The sequence below is a fragment of the Methylibium sp. genome, assembly GCF_965279545.1.
In the GTDB taxonomy this organism is placed as follows: domain Bacteria; phylum Pseudomonadota; class Gammaproteobacteria; order Burkholderiales; family Burkholderiaceae_C; genus Methylibium.
On record NZ_OZ257250.1, the window covers coordinates 1431383 to 1446263 of the forward strand.

The 14881-nt window shown below is 67.4% G+C and carries 15 protein-coding genes and 2 tRNA genes; 7 read left to right on the forward strand and 10 right to left on the reverse strand.

Features of this window, described 5'->3' with window-relative positions; translation table 11 throughout:
- Window positions 1–39: 39 nt before the first annotated feature.
- The 4 genes from ACQY9S_RS06665 (at window position 40) to ACQY9S_RS06680 (ending at window position 4034) form a co-directional block, all read left to right on the forward strand.
- Complete coding sequence (locus tag ACQY9S_RS06665) at window positions 40–714, forward strand: histidine phosphatase family protein (protein WP_428425616.1); 675 nt, start codon at window positions 40–42, stop codon at window positions 712–714.
- Between the two features lie 182 nt (window positions 715–896).
- Window positions 897–1601, forward strand: coding sequence for a Crp/Fnr family transcriptional regulator (locus ACQY9S_RS06670; RefSeq protein ID WP_428424119.1), 705 nt, complete (start codon window positions 897–899; stop codon window positions 1599–1601).
- Between the two features lie 17 nt (window positions 1602–1618).
- Entirely contained in the window at window positions 1619–2710 is a 1092-nt protein-coding gene (locus ACQY9S_RS06675; protein WP_428424121.1) for a phosphotransferase, read from the forward strand.
- Between the two features lie 76 nt (window positions 2711–2786).
- Window positions 2787–4034: an acyl-CoA dehydrogenase family protein gene (locus ACQY9S_RS06680; protein WP_428424123.1), complete on the forward strand. Its 1248-nt coding sequence runs from the start codon at window positions 2787–2789 to the stop codon at window positions 4032–4034.
- Between the two features lie 24 nt (window positions 4035–4058).
- Here ACQY9S_RS06680 and ACQY9S_RS06685 read toward each other — a convergent pair whose 3' ends face one another.
- Window positions 4059–4781: a hypothetical protein gene (locus tag ACQY9S_RS06685; RefSeq protein WP_428424125.1), complete on the reverse strand. Its 723-nt coding sequence runs from the start codon at window positions 4779–4781 to the stop codon at window positions 4059–4061.
- 74 nt (window positions 4782–4855) lie between these two features.
- On the opposite strand from ACQY9S_RS06685, the gene ACQY9S_RS06690 reads away from it, so the two are divergent.
- Window positions 4856–5548, forward strand: coding sequence for a glutathione binding-like protein (locus ACQY9S_RS06690; RefSeq protein WP_428424127.1), 693 nt, complete (start codon window positions 4856–4858; stop codon window positions 5546–5548).
- Here ACQY9S_RS06690 and ACQY9S_RS06695 read toward each other — a convergent pair.
- The 9 genes from ACQY9S_RS06695 to ACQY9S_RS06735 form a co-directional block, all read right to left on the reverse strand.
- Window positions 5545–6132, reverse strand: coding sequence for an NAD(P)H-dependent oxidoreductase (locus ACQY9S_RS06695; RefSeq protein ID WP_428424129.1), 588 nt, complete (start codon window positions 6130–6132; stop codon window positions 5545–5547). The genes ACQY9S_RS06690 and ACQY9S_RS06695 overlap by 4 nt on opposite strands.
- A gap of 220 nt (window positions 6133–6352) precedes the next feature.
- Window positions 6353–6628, reverse strand: coding sequence for a hypothetical protein (locus tag ACQY9S_RS06700; RefSeq protein ID WP_428424131.1), 276 nt, complete (start codon window positions 6626–6628; stop codon window positions 6353–6355).
- 249 nt (window positions 6629–6877) lie between these two features.
- Window positions 6878–6953: transfer RNA gene (locus tag ACQY9S_RS06705), tRNA-His, on the reverse strand.
- Window positions 6954–6982: 29 nt separating this feature from the next.
- Window positions 6983–8905, reverse strand: coding sequence for a SurA N-terminal domain-containing protein (locus ACQY9S_RS06710; RefSeq protein ID WP_428424133.1), 1923 nt, complete (start codon window positions 8903–8905; stop codon window positions 6983–6985).
- A 154-nt stretch (window positions 8906–9059) separates the two neighbouring features.
- Window positions 9060–9135 (reverse strand) — tRNA-Val (locus tag ACQY9S_RS06715).
- A gap of 13 nt (window positions 9136–9148) precedes the next feature.
- Window positions 9149–9421 carry an HU family DNA-binding protein gene (locus ACQY9S_RS06720; protein WP_011829551.1) on the reverse strand — a complete coding sequence of 91 codons (273 nt, stop codon included), beginning with the start codon at window positions 9419–9421 and terminating at the stop codon, window positions 9149–9151.
- A gap of 388 nt (window positions 9422–9809) precedes the next feature.
- On the reverse strand, window positions 9810–10376 hold the full coding sequence (pgsA, locus tag ACQY9S_RS06725; RefSeq protein ID WP_428424135.1) for a CDP-diacylglycerol--glycerol-3-phosphate 3-phosphatidyltransferase: 567 nt from the start codon (window positions 10374–10376) through the stop codon (window positions 9810–9812).
- A 52-nt stretch (window positions 10377–10428) separates the two neighbouring features.
- A complete protein-coding gene (locus ACQY9S_RS06730) occupies window positions 10429–10692 on the reverse strand; it encodes a hypothetical protein (protein ID WP_428424137.1) in 264 nt (87 codons plus the stop codon).
- A 229-nt stretch (window positions 10693–10921) separates the two neighbouring features.
- Window positions 10922–12925, reverse strand: a complete 2004-nt coding sequence (locus ACQY9S_RS06735; RefSeq protein WP_428424139.1) for an excinuclease ABC subunit UvrC — start codon at window positions 12923–12925, stop codon at window positions 10922–10924.
- 104 nt (window positions 12926–13029) lie between these two features.
- On the opposite strand from ACQY9S_RS06735, the gene earP reads away from it, so the two are divergent.
- Window positions 13030–14148: an elongation factor P maturation arginine rhamnosyltransferase EarP gene (earP, locus tag ACQY9S_RS06740; protein WP_428424141.1), complete on the forward strand. Its 1119-nt coding sequence runs from the start codon at window positions 13030–13032 to the stop codon at window positions 14146–14148.
- Between the two features lie 126 nt (window positions 14149–14274).
- Entirely contained in the window at window positions 14275–14829 is a 555-nt protein-coding gene (efp, locus tag ACQY9S_RS06745; RefSeq protein ID WP_428424143.1) for an elongation factor P, read from the forward strand.
- Window positions 14830–14881 lie beyond the last annotated feature (52 nt).

Here is a 14881-nt window from a genome sequence, read left to right on the forward strand (position 1 = left end):
CCGGTGAAGGCCCCGGCGGCACGCCGCCGCATCTACCTGATGCGACATGGCTCGGTCGACTACTTCTTGCCGGACGGCACACCCGTGGCGCCGGACACCGTGCCGCTCAACGCCGAGGGCGAGCGGCAGGCCGATGCGGCTGGCGCCCTGTTCGCGCAATGCGGCGTGCGCTTCGATCGCGTGCTGGTGAGCGGGCTGCCTCGCACGGTGCAGACGGCGCAACGGGTGCTGTCGGCCTCGGCCCAAGTGCTGCCGCTCGAGCAGGAGCCGGCATTGCAGGAAATCCGCGGTGGCCGGCTCGCCGACATCCCGCCCGATCAGATCGAGCAGGCCTTTCTCGGGGCCTTCCAGGCCGCGGCAGGTGCCGACACCGAGCAACAGCGCTTCCTCGGCGGCGAAACGATCGGCGAGTTGCTCGATCGCGTGCTGCCCGCGTTCGATGCCTGGCGCGCCCGCAGCGACTGGCAATGCCTGCTGCTGGTGCTCCACGGCGGGGTCAACCGCGCGCTGCTGTCCACTGCGCTGGCCGGACAGCGTGCCTTCTTCGGCCGCCTGGAGCAGCAGCCCGCCTGCATCAACGTGCTCGATGTCGGCAGCGGTGACGAGTCGGTCGTGCGGGCGGTCAACCTCGCGCCCACGCAGTGGCTGCACGAGCACGAGCGACACACCACGATGGAGAAAGTGCTGGCGCAGTACCTGCGCCTGTCGACTTGAGAGGCCCTCCGGGCTAGAGACGGCGCCGGCCGCCAGCGCAGACATCCTGTAGCGCGCCGCGCTTCCCCTCCTCACCGTCGAGACGCTGCCGGCCGCCGCGCCGGATCGCCTCGAACCCATGGATTGCCATGTGGACAATCGACCGCGCAGCTTCCACGATGCTGTCACGTCCGGGACAAGCCATGCACGACCCCGTTCTTACACTCGACGAACAACAGCACATCGACTCGGGCCCGTGGTTCAGCAAACTGTCCCCCCCGTTGCGCCGGGCGATCCTTGCGCGAGCCGCCGTGCGCCGGGTGCCCGACGGGCTGATGCTCACCTCACGCGGCGCGCAGGCCGACGAGTGGTGCGGCGTGGCCCGGGGTGCGGTGCGCATCAGTTCAGTGTCGCTGTCGGGCAAGCAGATCACGCTGACCTATGTGGAACCGGGCATCTGGTTCGGCGACACGGCGCTGTTCGACGGCCTGCCTCGCACGCACGACGCCAACGCCCATGGCGACACCACGCTGCTGGTGGTGCGCAAGGCCGACTTCAAGGAACTGCTGACCCGGCACGTGGAGCTGTACGAAGCCCTGCTGCGCCTCAACTGCCGCCGGCTGCGGCTGGCCTACGACCTGGTGGAAGACCTCAACACGCGACCGCTGTCGGCGCGGCTCGCCAAGCAGATCCTGCTGCTGGCCCGCAGCTACGGCATTGCGCAGGGCGAGGAGATCCGCATCGGACTGCAACTCGCGCAGGAAGACCTGGCGCAGTTGCTGGGGGCCTCGCGCCAGCGCGTGAACCAGGAGCTCAAGGGCTTCGAGCGGGAGGGCGCGGTGCGCATCGAGCCCTCGCGCCTGGTGGTGCTGTCGCGCGACCGGCTGCTCGCGATCGCCGAACGATGAACTGACTCCGAGAGACCATGGACGCCCAGACCGGAACGAAGCCCGTCACCTCGCAGCACACTTTCGACATCGGCGCTCTGCAGGCCTATCTCGAGAACGCGCTCGATGGCTTTCGCGGCCCGCTGGTCGTGGAGCAATTCAAGGGCGGTCAGTCCAACCCGACCTTCAAGCTCGTCACGCCGCAGCGCAGCTACGTCATGCGCAGCAAGCCGGGGCCGGTGGCCAGGCTGCTGCCGTCGGCGCATGCGATCGAGCGCGAGTTCACGGTGATGCGCGCGCTCGCCGGCAGCGAGGTGCCGGTCGCACGGATGCACCTGCTGTGCGAAGACGAGTCGGTGATCGGCCGCGCCTTCTACGTGATGGAGTTCGTCGAGGGCCGCGTGCTGTGGAACCAGGCGCTGCCCGGCATGACGAACGCGCAGCGCAGCGAGATCTACGACGAGATGAACCGCGTGATCGCGGCGCTGCACCGCGTCGACTTCGCGGCCTGCGGCCTGGCAGGCTACGGCAAGCCCGGCAACTACTTCGAGCGCCAGATCGGACGCTGGAGCCGCCAGTACCAGGGCTCACTGGGCGCCGGCGGCCCCGAGCCGATCGACGCGATGGAGCGTCTGATCGACTGGCTGCCAGCCCACATCCCGGCCAGCGCGCGCGATGAATCACAGACCCGCATCGTCCACGGCGACTACCGGCTCGACAACCTGATCTTTCATCCGAACGAGTCGCGCATCGTCGCGGTGCTCGACTGGGAACTCTCGACGCTGGGCCATCCCCTGGCCGACTTCAGCTACCACTGCATGAGCTGGCACATCCCGCCGGGCAGCTTTCGAGGCATCGGCGGGCTCGATGTCGCGGCGCTCGGCATCCCGACCGAGGCCGAGTACATGCGGCGCTATTGCGAACGCACCGGCCGCGGCAGCACCGACGCGCTGGCGACAGACTGGAACTTCTACCTCGCGTACAACCTGTTCCGCATGGCCGGCATCCTGCAGGGCATCGCCAAGCGGGTGCTCGATGGCACGGCAGCGAGCGAGCAGGCACGGCAAGCTGCAGCGGGCGCACGACCGCTCGCCGAACTGGGGTGGGCCATCGCACAGCGGCAGCGCTGACGCCACGATCCCGGCATCCGCCGGCCCCGCTGTCAGCGCCTGCGGCGCGCACCCGGCAGAACATCAGGAGACACGCATGGACTTCGACTACTCACCGCGCACCCAGGACCTGCAGGCGCGCCTCTCGGCCTTCATGGACCGGCACATCTACCCGGCCGAAGCGGGCTACTGGAGCGAGATCGAAGCCAACACCCGGGCCGGCAAGCGCTGGACGCCGCTGCAGGTGATCGAGCGGCTCAAGCCCAAGGCGCGTGCCGAAGGACTGTGGAACCTGTTCCTGCCCGCCAGTGCCGACGGCAAACAGGACACCTCGGGGGACTACGGCGCCGGCCTGTCGAACCAGGAGTACGCGCCGCTGGCCGAGATCATGGGCCGCGTGCCCTGGGCCAGCGAGGTGTTCAACTGCTCCGCGCCCGACACCGGCAACATGGAGACCATCGTGCGCTACGGCAGCGCCGAGCAGAAGCAGCGCTGGCTCGAGCCGCTGCTGCGCGGCGAGATCCGCAGCGCCTTCGCGATGACCGAACCCGACGTGGCGTCGTCGGACGCGACCAACATCGCCGCGCGCATCGAGCGCCAGGGCGACGACTACGTGATCAACGGTCGCAAGTGGTGGATCTCGGGCGCCGGCGATCCGCGCTGCGCGGTCTACATCTTCATGGGCAAGACCGACCCCGATGCGCCGCGTCACGGCCAGCAGTCGATGATCCTGATCCCGAGCGACGCCCCGGGCATCGAGGTGCTGCGCCCACTGTCGGTCTTCGGCTACGACGACGCGCCGCACGGCCACTGCGAGATCAGCTTCGACAACGTGCGTGTGCCCGCGAGCAGCATCCTGCTCGGCGAGGGCCGCGGCTTCGAGATTGCCCAGGGCCGGCTCGGTCCGGGTCGGATCCACCACTGCATGCGGCTGATCGGGCTGGCCGAGCGTGCGCTCGAGTTGATGTGCCGGCGCACCGGCGCACGGGTGGCCTTCGGTCGCCCGGTGGCCGACCAAGGCGTGACGCGCGAGCGCATCGCCGAGGCCCGCTGCAGGATCGACATGGCGCGGCTGCTGACGCTGAAGGCGGCCTGGATGATGGACCGGGCCGGCAACAAGGCGGCCAAGGCCGAGATCGCGATGATCAAGGTCGTGGCGCCGAACATGGCCTGCCAGGTGATCGACTGGGCGATCCAGGCCTACGGCGCCGCGGGCCTGTGCGAGGACTTCCCACTGGCTTACTTCTACACGGCGGCTCGCACGCTGCGCTTTGCCGACGGGCCGGACGAGGTACACCGCAACGCGATCGCCAAGCTCGAACTCGGCAAGTACGCGGCGGCCTGACGCTGCCTCAGTGCCGGCGTCCGGTCAGTTCGACGGCAGCTGGCTTTGCCAGGCCGTCGTGCTGGTCGTCGGCCACTGCGGCTGGGAAGAGCTTCCCTCGGCGGCGCAGAGCGCGCTGCGCGCCGCCGCCTCGAACAGCGCCATCGCACCATCGAGCAAGGCCACGTCCGGCTGCGTGGATTCCAGGCGCAGGTAGAGCCGGCCGCGCAGAACCATCAGCACCAGCGGCCCCTCGTCGCCCAGCCAGCCTTGCCAGGCGGCCCGGAGTTGCGCCACCAGTTCCTTGTCCAGCCAGTGGGCCAGCGGCCCCACGGCATTCGCCGCGGTCGAAAAGCGCGAACGCAGCGCCTTCAGCGACGCCAGCTGGGTCTTGGGGAACATCGCCAGCCAGCGCATCTCCTCGGGCATGCCGGAATCGATCTGCGTCTGCATGTCCTGCGTGAAGAGCGCATAAGCGGCCTGTTCCAACTCTTCGGCCAACACGCGCGAGATCACCATCATCTGCAGGTTCTGCGGCAGGCCGAGATCCATGCGCAAGCGCAGTTCGCGATCGAGCAGATAGGCGCGCTGGGGCGTGCCCCACTCCATGCGCCAGGGCGTGCCGTGCATCTCGCCCTCGACCACGATGCCCTCGCCACCGCGCACCCGCTTGACCACCAGCCCACGCTGCTTGGCCCAAGCATGCAGACAGCGCCCGTCTGGGCTGCCGTGCCTGCCGTCGATCCAGCGCTTGAAGGAGTCGAGCATGGGTTCTTGCGATCGAATAGAGTGACCTCGAGCGATCCGACGGATCACCGCTTCACGCACCGAGGACTCTCAAGATGATTGAAGTGTATTCCTGGGCCACGCCCAATGGACACAAGGTGCACATCATGCTGGAGGAGTGCGGGCTGCCATACCGTGCATTTCCCGTCGATATTGGCGCCGGCGATCAGTTCAAGCCGGAATTCCTGGCGATCAGCCCGAACAACAAGATCCCCGCCATCGTCGATCCGGACGGTCCGGACGGCAAGCCGATCTCGCTGTTCGAGTCCGGCGCGATCCTGCTCTACCTTGCCGACAAGACCGGCCGGCTGCTGCCGGCCAGCGTGCGCGGCAAGTACGCGGTCCTCGAGTGGCTGATGTTCCAGATGGGGGCGGTCGGCCCGATGCTCGGCCAGACGCACCACTTCCGCATCTATGCCCCCGAGAAGATCGACTATGCGATCGACCGCTACACCAACGAGGCGAAGCGTCTGTATGGTGTGATGAACCGCCAGTTGGCCAAGTCGAAATACATCGCCGGGGCCGACTACAGCATTGCCGATATCGCGATCTTTCCCTGGCTGCGCTCGTGGAAGAACCAGGGCATCGACTGGAACGACTACCCGCATCTGAAAGGCTGGTTCGATGAGATGGCCGCGCGCCCCGCGGTGCAGCGGGGCGTCGAGGTGCTGGCCCGGCAGCGCAAGCCGCTGGTCGACGAGGAATCGCGCAAGATGCTGTTCGGCAGCGAGCAGTACCGACAACGCTAGCCGGCCTCGCGGCCCAGGCTCCGCAGCTTGTCGAGCCAACGGGAGCGCTGCGCTTCATTCAGACTCTCGACACTGCCCACCAGGGTCTCGCGAACCGGCGAGATGCCGACGAAACCCAGGATGTTGCGCTCCAGCGCCTTCAGGCTGTGTGCGCGAAAGTACCATCGGTACAGCAGCGCCGGCATGCCCATCGTGACGACGATCCGCGCCGAGCGGCCCTGCAGCAGCTTGCGGAATCGGCCCCGTTCATCGGGCTTCGACAGCGCGAATCCAGGGCATGCGACCTGCTCGAGAAAGCCCTTCAGCAACGCCGGCATCCCACCGAGCCAGAGTGGAAAGAACAGCACCAGGTGCTCGGACCAGCCGATGTCCTGCTGTGCTGCCTGCAGGACTGGCGGTAGCAGCCCGGCCTCCCAGGCCCCCTTGCTGCGCAGCAAGGGGAAGTCGAGTTCAGCCACGGTCACGGTGCGCACTTCGTGCCCGGCCGCGCGTGCGCCGTCGACATAGGACTGGGCCAGCGCATGGCCAAGATGCTGCGCGCTCGGGTCGGGATGACCCTGCAGGATCAGGATGCGTCTGGGCATGAATGAGCGGCGAAATGCGACGCGCTGATGATGAGGCGGCCTCCCCGGTCATGGCTTGCGTCAGCGCAAACTCTCATGCCGTGCCCGATCTCTCAGGACCAACCCCGACACGCCCATGGCCAGGGGGTGGCCACTGCGAAGGCCGTGGTGAATCCAGACGGTGTGCACGCACGGTGCGCGCGATACGGCCCCTCCGGACTCGCCAGCCGCGTGCAGCCCGCTATTCGCGCTCTGGGGTCAACGACAGGACGGCAGGCACCGTCTCCGCATCGTCGAACTGGCCGGCGTGCGCAGCTCGCAGTGCCGCCAGATCGCTGACGTTCGGAAGCACGGTGTCCGCATCACAGAGCGGACACACGGCGGTCGTGTCGTCATGCACCCAGGAACTCACCTCCTCCGGCTTGAAGGTGCCCAGGCAGGAATAACAGCCCGCGATACTCGATCGCGCCAGCGCGGCTCGGTTGTTGAAGGATTGGTAGGAGGCGTAAGAAGGCATGGTCGGCAGGGTATTCCTCGCTCCGGTCGGTACCTATCCCGCTTCGGGGGGAATTGGCTGCTGCCTTCCCTGCCCCGCTGCGAACGATGCGGCGGCACGCGGCAAGCATCTGCAAGACTTTGGCAAAGGCAGCAGCACCCGCGATCGAAAGAACATGCACGAAGAGGCTGATGTGCAGCCTCGCAGCAACGATCCCGGCACCCACCAATGCAAACGGCCCCGAAGGGCCGTCGACAGAGGGGAAATCCGTGGGGTGGCTGATGGGACTCGAACCCACGACAACAGGAATCACAATCCTGGACTCTACCAACTGAGCTACAGCCACCGCAGAGCCCTGAATTATAGCGGAGCCGCTCAGCGCGAGACGCCCGTCGATTCGTTCTCGCCCCCCTTGGCCACGCCGGTGATCTTGACCTTGTAGCGCTCCTTCAGCGCGGCGTAGTAGGCCTCGTCCTCGGCCGCGCCCCAGATCTGCGCGTACTGCTGCTGCAGCCGCTTCTCATCGGCTGCTGTCGTGTCGCGCGGCAGCAGCTTGTCGATGCGCACCACTGCATAGCCTTCCTCGCCGAAATCGACGCCGGTCCAGGACGGCAAGGGCGCGGGCGGCGCCTTCATCACCGCGTCGATCAGCGCAGGCGGGAGCGCCTGCTGCTGGTTGCGCGAGACCTTCAATGCGGGCTCCAGGCCTTCGGGCTCGGCGCCCCCCTTCCATGCCGCGAGCCGGGCCAAGCCTTCCGTGCGCGCCAGTGTGGCCGACTGTTCTGCGACTACGCGCTCGCGAACCCGCTCTTTGACCTCGGTCAGCGGCAGCTTGCGCGACGGGGCGTATTCGACGACGCGGCCCGCAGCGAGCTGGTTGCCGCCGAGGTCCACTGCTTCGGTGTTGCGCTTGTTGCGCAGGGTGTCGGTGGCAAACAGTGCCTCGAGGAATTTCGGGTTTGCAAGAGCCCCGGTTGCACCCTGGGCCGGCGCGCGCGTCACGCCGGTGGCGGTGCGCACGGTCAGCTTGAGTTTTTCGGCCGCCGGCTTGAGGCTGTCGGCCTGTTCGTACACGGTGTTGCTGAAGGTCTCGGCCGCTTCGGCAAAGCGGCGCTGAGCCAGCTGCTGCTTGACCTCGTTCTCGATCTCGGCCTTGACCGCGTCGAAGGGCTTTTTCTCGCCGCCGCGCACGGCGGTGAGCAGGATCACGTGGTAACCGAAGTCGCTTTCCACCACGTCGCCGAGCTGCCCGGGCTTCAAGGCAAAGGCCGCGTCCTCGAAAGGCTTGACCATCGCGCCACGCGCGAAGAAATCGAGATCGCCTCCCTGCACCGCGGAGCCGGGATCCTCCGAGTTCTTCTTCGCCAATTCCGCAAACTTGCCCGGATCCTGCTTCGCCTGGGCGAGCAGGGCCGTCGCCTTGGCCTTCGCCTTCTCGCGCTGCTCGGCGGACGCGCTGCGCTCGGCCTTGATCAGGATGTGGCTGGCCCGTCGCTCCTGCGGGGTGGTGTAGCGGCCTTCGTTCTCCGCGTAGTACTTGCGCAGGTCTTCCTCACTGACCGTCAGGCCGGACTTGATCGCGTCCAGGTCGAGCACGAGGTACTCGAGCGACGCCTGTTCGGGCGTTTCGAACTCCGATGCGTGCCGGGCATCCTTGTAGTAGGCCTCGATGTCGGCGTCGCTCGGATGCACCTTGACCACGAAGTTCTTCGCTTCGAAGCGCGCAATGCGGACTTCTCGTTGCTGCAGCACCGCATCGAGCGCCTCCGCGGTGCTGCGGCTCGGTGCCAATGCCGTACCGCTGATGCCGAGCAGGACCTGGCGCATCGCCAGATCCTGGCGAAGTTGCTGCTCGAACTGCCGCGCATTCAGGCCCTGGGCCGCCAGCAGTTCGGCGTTCAGGCTGCCGTCGGGCTTGCGCAGGAAAGCGAGTTGCGGATCGCTGGCAAAGACCCGCTGCAGGTGCTCGTCACTGGCAGTCAGGTGCAGCTTGTCGGCAGCCACCAGCATCACGCGCTCACGCACCAGTGCATCGAGCGTGTTCTGCTTCGCCTCGGGCGTGTCGAACACCTTCAAGTCGACGCCCGGCGACTGAGCGCGCAAACGCTCGACCTGCTTGCGGTGCGCCGCATCCCATTCGGCCTGCGTGATCGAGTGCCCCGCCACTTTCGCAACGGAGGCGTTGCCGCCACTGAAGCCGGTGTAACCCTGGACACCGAAGAACACGAAGGCCGGGAAGACAAGCAGTACCAGCACGAACTGGAACAAGCGGGTGTGCGAACGAACGAATTCAAACATCGATGGCCTCGAGTGATCTGTTGCAGTCCACATGCGACAAAGGCGAACCGCGGTTCGCCTTTGGGGGACTGGCTCTCGTGCACGTCTCGCGAAACGTGCCACTTCGGGATTCTATCGAAGCGATCGGGACCGCCTGCGACTGCTGACTCCGGGATGGTGGGTGCTGAGGGGCTCGAACCCCCGACCTACGCCTTGTAAGGGCGCCGCTCTACCAACTGAGCTAAGCACCCGAGTCGACACGGCTCAGTTGAGCGCGTCCTTCAGAGCCTTGCCCGGGCGGAACTTCGGAACCTTGGCTGCCTTGATCTTGATCGTGTCGCCGGTGCGCGGATTGCGTCCGCTGCGCGCTGCACGCTTGGTCACGGCAAATGTGCCAAACCCGACGAGCGACACGCTTCCGCCCTTCTTGAGCGTCGTGCGCACACCGCCGATCAGCGCCTCGAGTGCGCGCGTGGCAGCGGCCTTCGAGATGTCGGCCTGCTTGGCGATGTGTTCGATCAGTTCAGTCTTGTTCACGAAAGGTACCCCCTCTGAAAGGTGTCTCAGTCTATGGTGGAAGGTGCGGGACCAAGCCCGGTGGGACGCGCTGCGAAAGACCGCTTGGACTGCGGATCATTACAGCGGTGAGCCTGCGGGGTGTCAAGCGCGGAAGGCGATTCTATGCGTATTCCCCCATGCAGCCGCAGCGTCGCCCTGGCACTTGACACGCTGGTTGCAGGCTGCGACGGCACAGCGAACATGACAGCCTGTGAAGCCGACGGAACAGGTCGAGCCGCTCATGCATCGAGCGCCGACGCCCTGCGCGACGAACGGAGCACAACAGCCACACCCATCGCCGTGAGCGCGGTCCGACCACCAGCAAGCATCGCGCCGATCAACAGCGCGCGCCGTTGGGCCGGTGACATCAGCGCGCCTTGGCCCGGATCTCGGGCAGCGCCTTCTGCAGGTAGTACACCATCGACCAGATGGTCAGCGCGGCGGCGACGAGGATCAGCACCGTGCCCCAGAGGTGGGTGTCGATCAGGTCGAACAGCCGGCCGTCGAACAGCAGGAAGGGAATCGCGACCATCTGCACCGTGGTCTTGAGCTTGCCCAACATGTGCACCGCGACACTGCGCGAGGCGCCGATCTGCGCCATCCACTCGCGCAGCGCCGAGATCGCGATCTCGCGGCCGATGATCACCAGCGCGATCAGTGCGTTCACGCGGTCGAGCTGCACGAGGATCAGCAAGGCGGCGCAGACCAGGAACTTGTCGGCCACCGGGTCGAGGAAGGCACCGAAGGACGAGGTCTGGTTCAGCCTGCGCGCCAGGTAGCCGTCGGCCCAGTCGGTGAGCGCGACCACGATGAACAGCACCGTCGCGATCAGGTTCTGCAGCGAAGGCTGGACCTGCAGATAGAACACACCGACGATCAGCGGAATCGCGACGATGCGCGCCCAGGTCAGCAGTGTCGGCAGCGTGAAGAACATGGGGCCATTGTGCCCAAGAAGGACCGCCGGCCGCGCCAGTCCCCCGCGCGGATCAGGAATCGAGCGTGCGCGGCTTGAACTTGCGATCGTCCCGGAACAGGAAAGTCTCGGTGAACTTCCACGGCCGGGGCAGCCGCGATACATCGCCGAACGGGGCCGCACGGCGCACCGCGTCGATCGCGAGCTGGGTCGTGTCCTTCGCCTGGCGCGGTTCACGCAGCACCTCGATGCGGCGCACGCTGCCGTCGGCGTTGAGCTCGACCTCCAGCACGGGAATCGCCAGCAGCGGGTCGGGCACCTCGCCGGTGTAGGTCATGCCCGGATTGGCCGCCACCAACCGCCTCGCCGCATGCAGTCTCAGCGCGGCCAGCGTTCGCGGCGCTTCGGCGGCCGGCAATGCGCCGGACGGCCTTGATGCGGGTGCGGGCGCGCCGGGCCGGGCGGGCGCTGGCGCGGGCGGCGGCGCGGTCGAGCAGGCACTCAGTGTCAACGCGAGGGCACCCGCCAGTCGGGCTGCGTTCCAGGGCGCGCGGCGCACCGGTGATTCAGTGCAGGACACGGTAGATTTCCTCCGCCAGTTCTCTGGAAATGCCGTCGACGGCCGAGAGGTCATCGACGCTCGCGCTGGCGACGCCGCGTGCGCCACCGAAGCGTTGCAAGAGCTTCGCACGTTTCTTCGGGCCGATGCCGGCGATGTCTTCCAGCCGGCTGCTGCCAGTGCGCACACTGGCACGTTTGGCACGCATGCCGGTGATCGCAAAGCGGTGCGCTTCGTCGCGAATCTGTGCCACCAGCATCAGCGCGGCCGAGTCCTTGCCGAGGTAGACCTTGGCCCGGCCGTTCGCGAACACCAGTTCCTCGAGCCCGACCTTGCGCCCCTCGCCTTTCTCGACGCCGACGATCAGCGACAGGTCGAGACCGAGCTCCTCGAACACGTCGCGCGCCATCGCGACCTGGCCCCTGCCGCCATCGACCAGCACCAGGTCGGGCAGCTTCGCCCCGCCCTTGGCCGCGGCTTCGGCGAGCTTGGCATAGCGGCGCGTCAGCACCTGACGCATCGCAGCATAGTCGTCGCCGGGCGTGATGCCGGTGATGTTGTAGCGGCGGTACTGGGCCGGCTGCATCCTGTGGTCCTCGAACACCACGCACGAAGCCTGCGTCGCCTCGCCGGCCGTGTGGCTGATGTCGAAGCACTCGATGCGCAGGCGCTCGAGCTGGTCGGGCGCCAGATCGAGCGCGTCGACGAGCGCGCGCGTGCGGGCCTGCTGCGAGCCCTCTTCGCCCAGCAGCTGCGCCAGCTTGATCCGGGCATTCGTCAGCGCCATCTCCAGCCACTGCCGGCGCTGGTCGCGCGGCTGGTGCAAGGCCGTGATGCGCACACCGCTGGCCTGCGTCAGAGTCTCGACCAGCGCCTTGTCGATCGCGTGGCTGGTGATCAACAGCGGCGGCGGCGCACCGTCGAGGTAGTGCTGCGAGATGAAAGCTTCCAGCACCCGGACTTCGACGCGCACCTGGGTGGGCACGGCCGCGGCGCCCTCGCCCGGCTCGACCGCGTCGGCGCCCACATCGATCAGCACACTGGCCTCCTCGACGTGCGTCGGGAAATGCGGTCGGTCGCCCAGATGGCGGCCGCCGCGCACCATCGCGAGGTTCACGCACGCCCGGCCGCCCTGCACCACCGCGGCCAGGATGTCGGCGTCCTTGTCGAAAGCGCCGTCGGCGGTGTTCTCGACCGATTGCTGGTGCAGCACGCGCGACAGCGCGCCCAGTTGATTGCGGATCTCGGCGGCCTTCTCGAACGCCAGCGCGTCGGCGTGCGCCATCATCTGCGCCTGCAGCGCGTCCATGACCTCCTGCTGCTCGCCGAGCAGGAAGCGTTCGGCATTGCGAACGTCGCGCCCATAGTCGTCCGCCGCGACGGCCTGCACGCAGGGCCCCGAGCAGCGCTTGATCTGGTACAGCAGGCAAGGCCGGGTGCGGTGGTTGAAGACCGTGTCCTCGCAGGTGCGCAGCCGGAACACCTTCTGCAGCAGCTGGATCGACTCCTTGACCGCCCAGGCGCTCGGGTAGGGGCCGAAGTAGCGGTGCCGCTTGTCGACCGCGCCACGGTAGTAGGCCATGCGCGGGTACTGGCCGGCCTTCGGCGCTCCAGGCCCGCTCGGCGCGGACACTCCCGTGATCTTCAGGTAGGGATAGCTCTTGTCGTCGCGGAACAGGATGTTGAACTTCGGGTTCAACGTCTTGATCAGGTTGTTCTCGAGCAGCAGCGCCTCGGCCTCGGAGCGCACCACCGTCGTCTCCAGGCGCACGATCTTGCCGACCATGTGACCGATGCGGGTGTCGCCCTGGGTCTTCTGGAAGTAGCTCGACACGCGCTTCTTCAGGTTGCCCGCCTTGCCCACGTAGAGCAGCGCACCCTGGGCGTCGAAGTAGCGGTAGACGCCAGGCAAACCGGGCAGCGCCGCGACGTCGTCGAGCAGTTGCCGGCGGGCCGGATCGGCTGGCGCGTCCGGCGTCTCGGTCTGCGGTGAGGGGATGGCGTCGTGCATCGCGGCGGATTGTGTGCCGGGCCCCGGTGGGGCGCCGGCAGGGTGCAAGGGCTGCATTTTCGCGCCCGGCGCCCGTTGCGGGCAGGGCTTCGATAATGCCCCGCATGCAAACCGGCGAGGCACTGCACTGGGACGTCTTTTGCCACGTCGTCGACAACCATGGCGATCTCGGCGTGTGCTGGCGCCTCGCCCGACGACTGGCCGCGCTCGGCCAGCAGGTGCGCCTGTGGGTCGACGATGCTTCGGCCTTGGCCTGGATGGCGCCGAACGGCGCCCGCGGTGTGCGCGTGCTGCCATGGCGCGAGCCGACGGCGGATGAGCGGCCCGGCGAGGTGGTGGTCGAAACCTTCGGTTGCGACCCGCCCATCGGGTTCGTGGAGCGCATGGCCGGCGCGCCGCGCGCACCGGTGTGGATCAACCTCGAATACCTCAGCGCCGAAGCCTATGCCGCGCGCAGCCACGCCATGCGCTCACCCCAGCTCCAGGGGCCGGCGGCGGGCCTGGACAAGTGGTTTTTCTATCCCGGCTTCACGCCGGCCACCGGCGGCCTGCTGCGCGAGGACGGCCTGGCCGAAGAGCGCGAACGCTTCGAGCCGGCCGCCTGGCTGGCCACGCTGGGGATCGCCGCCGCCCCAGCGGACCGGCTCCTGAGCCTGTTCTGCTACCAGCAGCCGGCGTTGGCTCACTGCCTCACGCGCTGGCAAACGATGCCGACACAGTTGCTGGTCACGCCCGGGCCGGCGGCGCGACAGGTCGCAGCGCTGCTGGCCTGCTCCGGCGAGCCGGGCAGCAGCGTGCGGCAGGGCGCGCTGCAGGTGCATTTCCTGCCGTGGCTGACACAGGACGACTACGACCGCCTGCTGTGGTCCTGCGACCTGAACCATGTGCGTGGCGAGGACTCCCTGGTGCGCGCTCTCTGGGCCGCGCGGCCCTTCGTCTGGCAGCTCTACCCGCAACACGATGGCGCGCACCAGGCCAAGCTCGACGCGTTCCTCGGCGTCTACCTGCAGGGCGCCCCCCCTGCCCTGGTGCAAGCGCTGCGCAGTCGGTTCCACCAGTGGAACGGTGTACCGAACGGCCGCGCCGACGCTCCTGCGGACGAGCCCGACCGGGCCGCCTGGCGTCTTCATGCCCAGACCCGCTGCGGTGCGATGGAAGACGCGGCCACCCGCGACGGCGACCTCGCCAGCCGCCTCTACCGCTTCGCGATCTCGACAGGCTAAAATCCAAGGCTTTGCGCGCCCGGATACCCCGGCATGCCAACGGCCTCGGGCCGCTGCAGGCGCGCCAGGAAACCGAGAACCTGGAGCGGCCCACGCCACGACAGGCCAGCAACGACAGGACACGCTATGAAACTCGCACAGGAAATCCGCGCCGGCAACGTGATCATGCAGGGCAAGGACCCGATGGTCGTGCTCAAGACCGAATACAGCCGCGGCGGCCGCAACTCCGCCACGGTGCGCATGAAGATGAAGAGCCTGCTCAACGGTTCCGGCGCCGAAGTGGTGTTCAAGGCCGACGACAAGATGGACCAGATCGTGCTCGAGAAGAAGGAGTGCACCTACTCCTATTTCGCCGATCCGATGTACGCCTTCATGGATGCCGAGTACAACCAGTTCGAGGTCGAGTCCGAGAACATGGGCGACGCGATCCAGTACCTCGAAGACGGCATGCCGGTCGAGGTGGTGTTCTACGACGGCAAGGCGATCTCGGTCGAACTGCCGACCAGCCTGGTGCGCGAGATCACCGAAACCGAACCCGCCGTCAAGGGCGACACCTCGGGCAAGGTGCTGAAGATCGCCAAGCTCGCCACCGGCTTCGAGATCTCGGTGCCGCTCTTCGTGCAGACCGGCGACAAGGTCGAAATCGACACCCGCACCCACGAGTACCGCAAGCGCGTGTGAACCGGGCTGCGCCGCCACGGACCTGGGCACCTGCGGGTGCCCTTTCTCTTTC

Bases quoted from the DNA above. Each gene is read 5' to 3' on its own strand.
- ACQY9S_RS06665 (WP_428425616.1), top strand. From the start codon at position 40: ATGCGACATGGCTCGGTCGACTACTTCTTGCCGGACGGCACACCCGTG.
- ACQY9S_RS06670 (WP_428424119.1), top strand. From the start codon at position 897: ATGCACGACCCCGTTCTTACACTCGACGAACAACAGCACATCGACTCG.
- ACQY9S_RS06675 (WP_428424121.1), top strand. From the start codon at position 1,619: ATGGACGCCCAGACCGGAACGAAGCCCGTCACCTCGCAGCACACTTTC.
- ACQY9S_RS06680 (WP_428424123.1), top strand. From the start codon at position 2,787: ATGGACTTCGACTACTCACCGCGCACCCAGGACCTGCAGGCGCGCCTC.
- ACQY9S_RS06685 (WP_428424125.1), bottom strand. From the start codon at position 4,781: ATGCTCGACTCCTTCAAGCGCTGGATCGACGGCAGGCACGGCAGCCCA.
- ACQY9S_RS06690 (WP_428424127.1), top strand. From the start codon at position 4,856: ATGATTGAAGTGTATTCCTGGGCCACGCCCAATGGACACAAGGTGCAC.
- ACQY9S_RS06695 (WP_428424129.1), bottom strand. From the start codon at position 6,132: ATGCCCAGACGCATCCTGATCCTGCAGGGTCATCCCGACCCGAGCGCG.
- ACQY9S_RS06700 (WP_428424131.1), bottom strand. From the start codon at position 6,628: ATGCCTTCTTACGCCTCCTACCAATCCTTCAACAACCGAGCCGCGCTG.
- ACQY9S_RS06710 (WP_428424133.1), bottom strand. From the start codon at position 8,905: ATGTTTGAATTCGTTCGTTCGCACACCCGCTTGTTCCAGTTCGTGCTG.
- pgsA (WP_428424135.1), bottom strand. From the start codon at position 10,376: ATGTTCTTCACGCTGCCGACACTGCTGACCTGGGCGCGCATCGTCGCG.
- ACQY9S_RS06730 (WP_428424137.1), bottom strand. From the start codon at position 10,692: ATGACCTACACCGGCGAGGTGCCCGACCCGCTGCTGGCGATTCCCGTG.
- ACQY9S_RS06735 (WP_428424139.1), bottom strand. From the start codon at position 12,925: ATGCACGACGCCATCCCCTCACCGCAGACCGAGACGCCGGACGCGCCA.
- earP (WP_428424141.1), top strand. From the start codon at position 13,030: ATGCAAACCGGCGAGGCACTGCACTGGGACGTCTTTTGCCACGTCGTC.
- efp (WP_428424143.1), top strand. From the start codon at position 14,275: ATGAAACTCGCACAGGAAATCCGCGCCGGCAACGTGATCATGCAGGGC.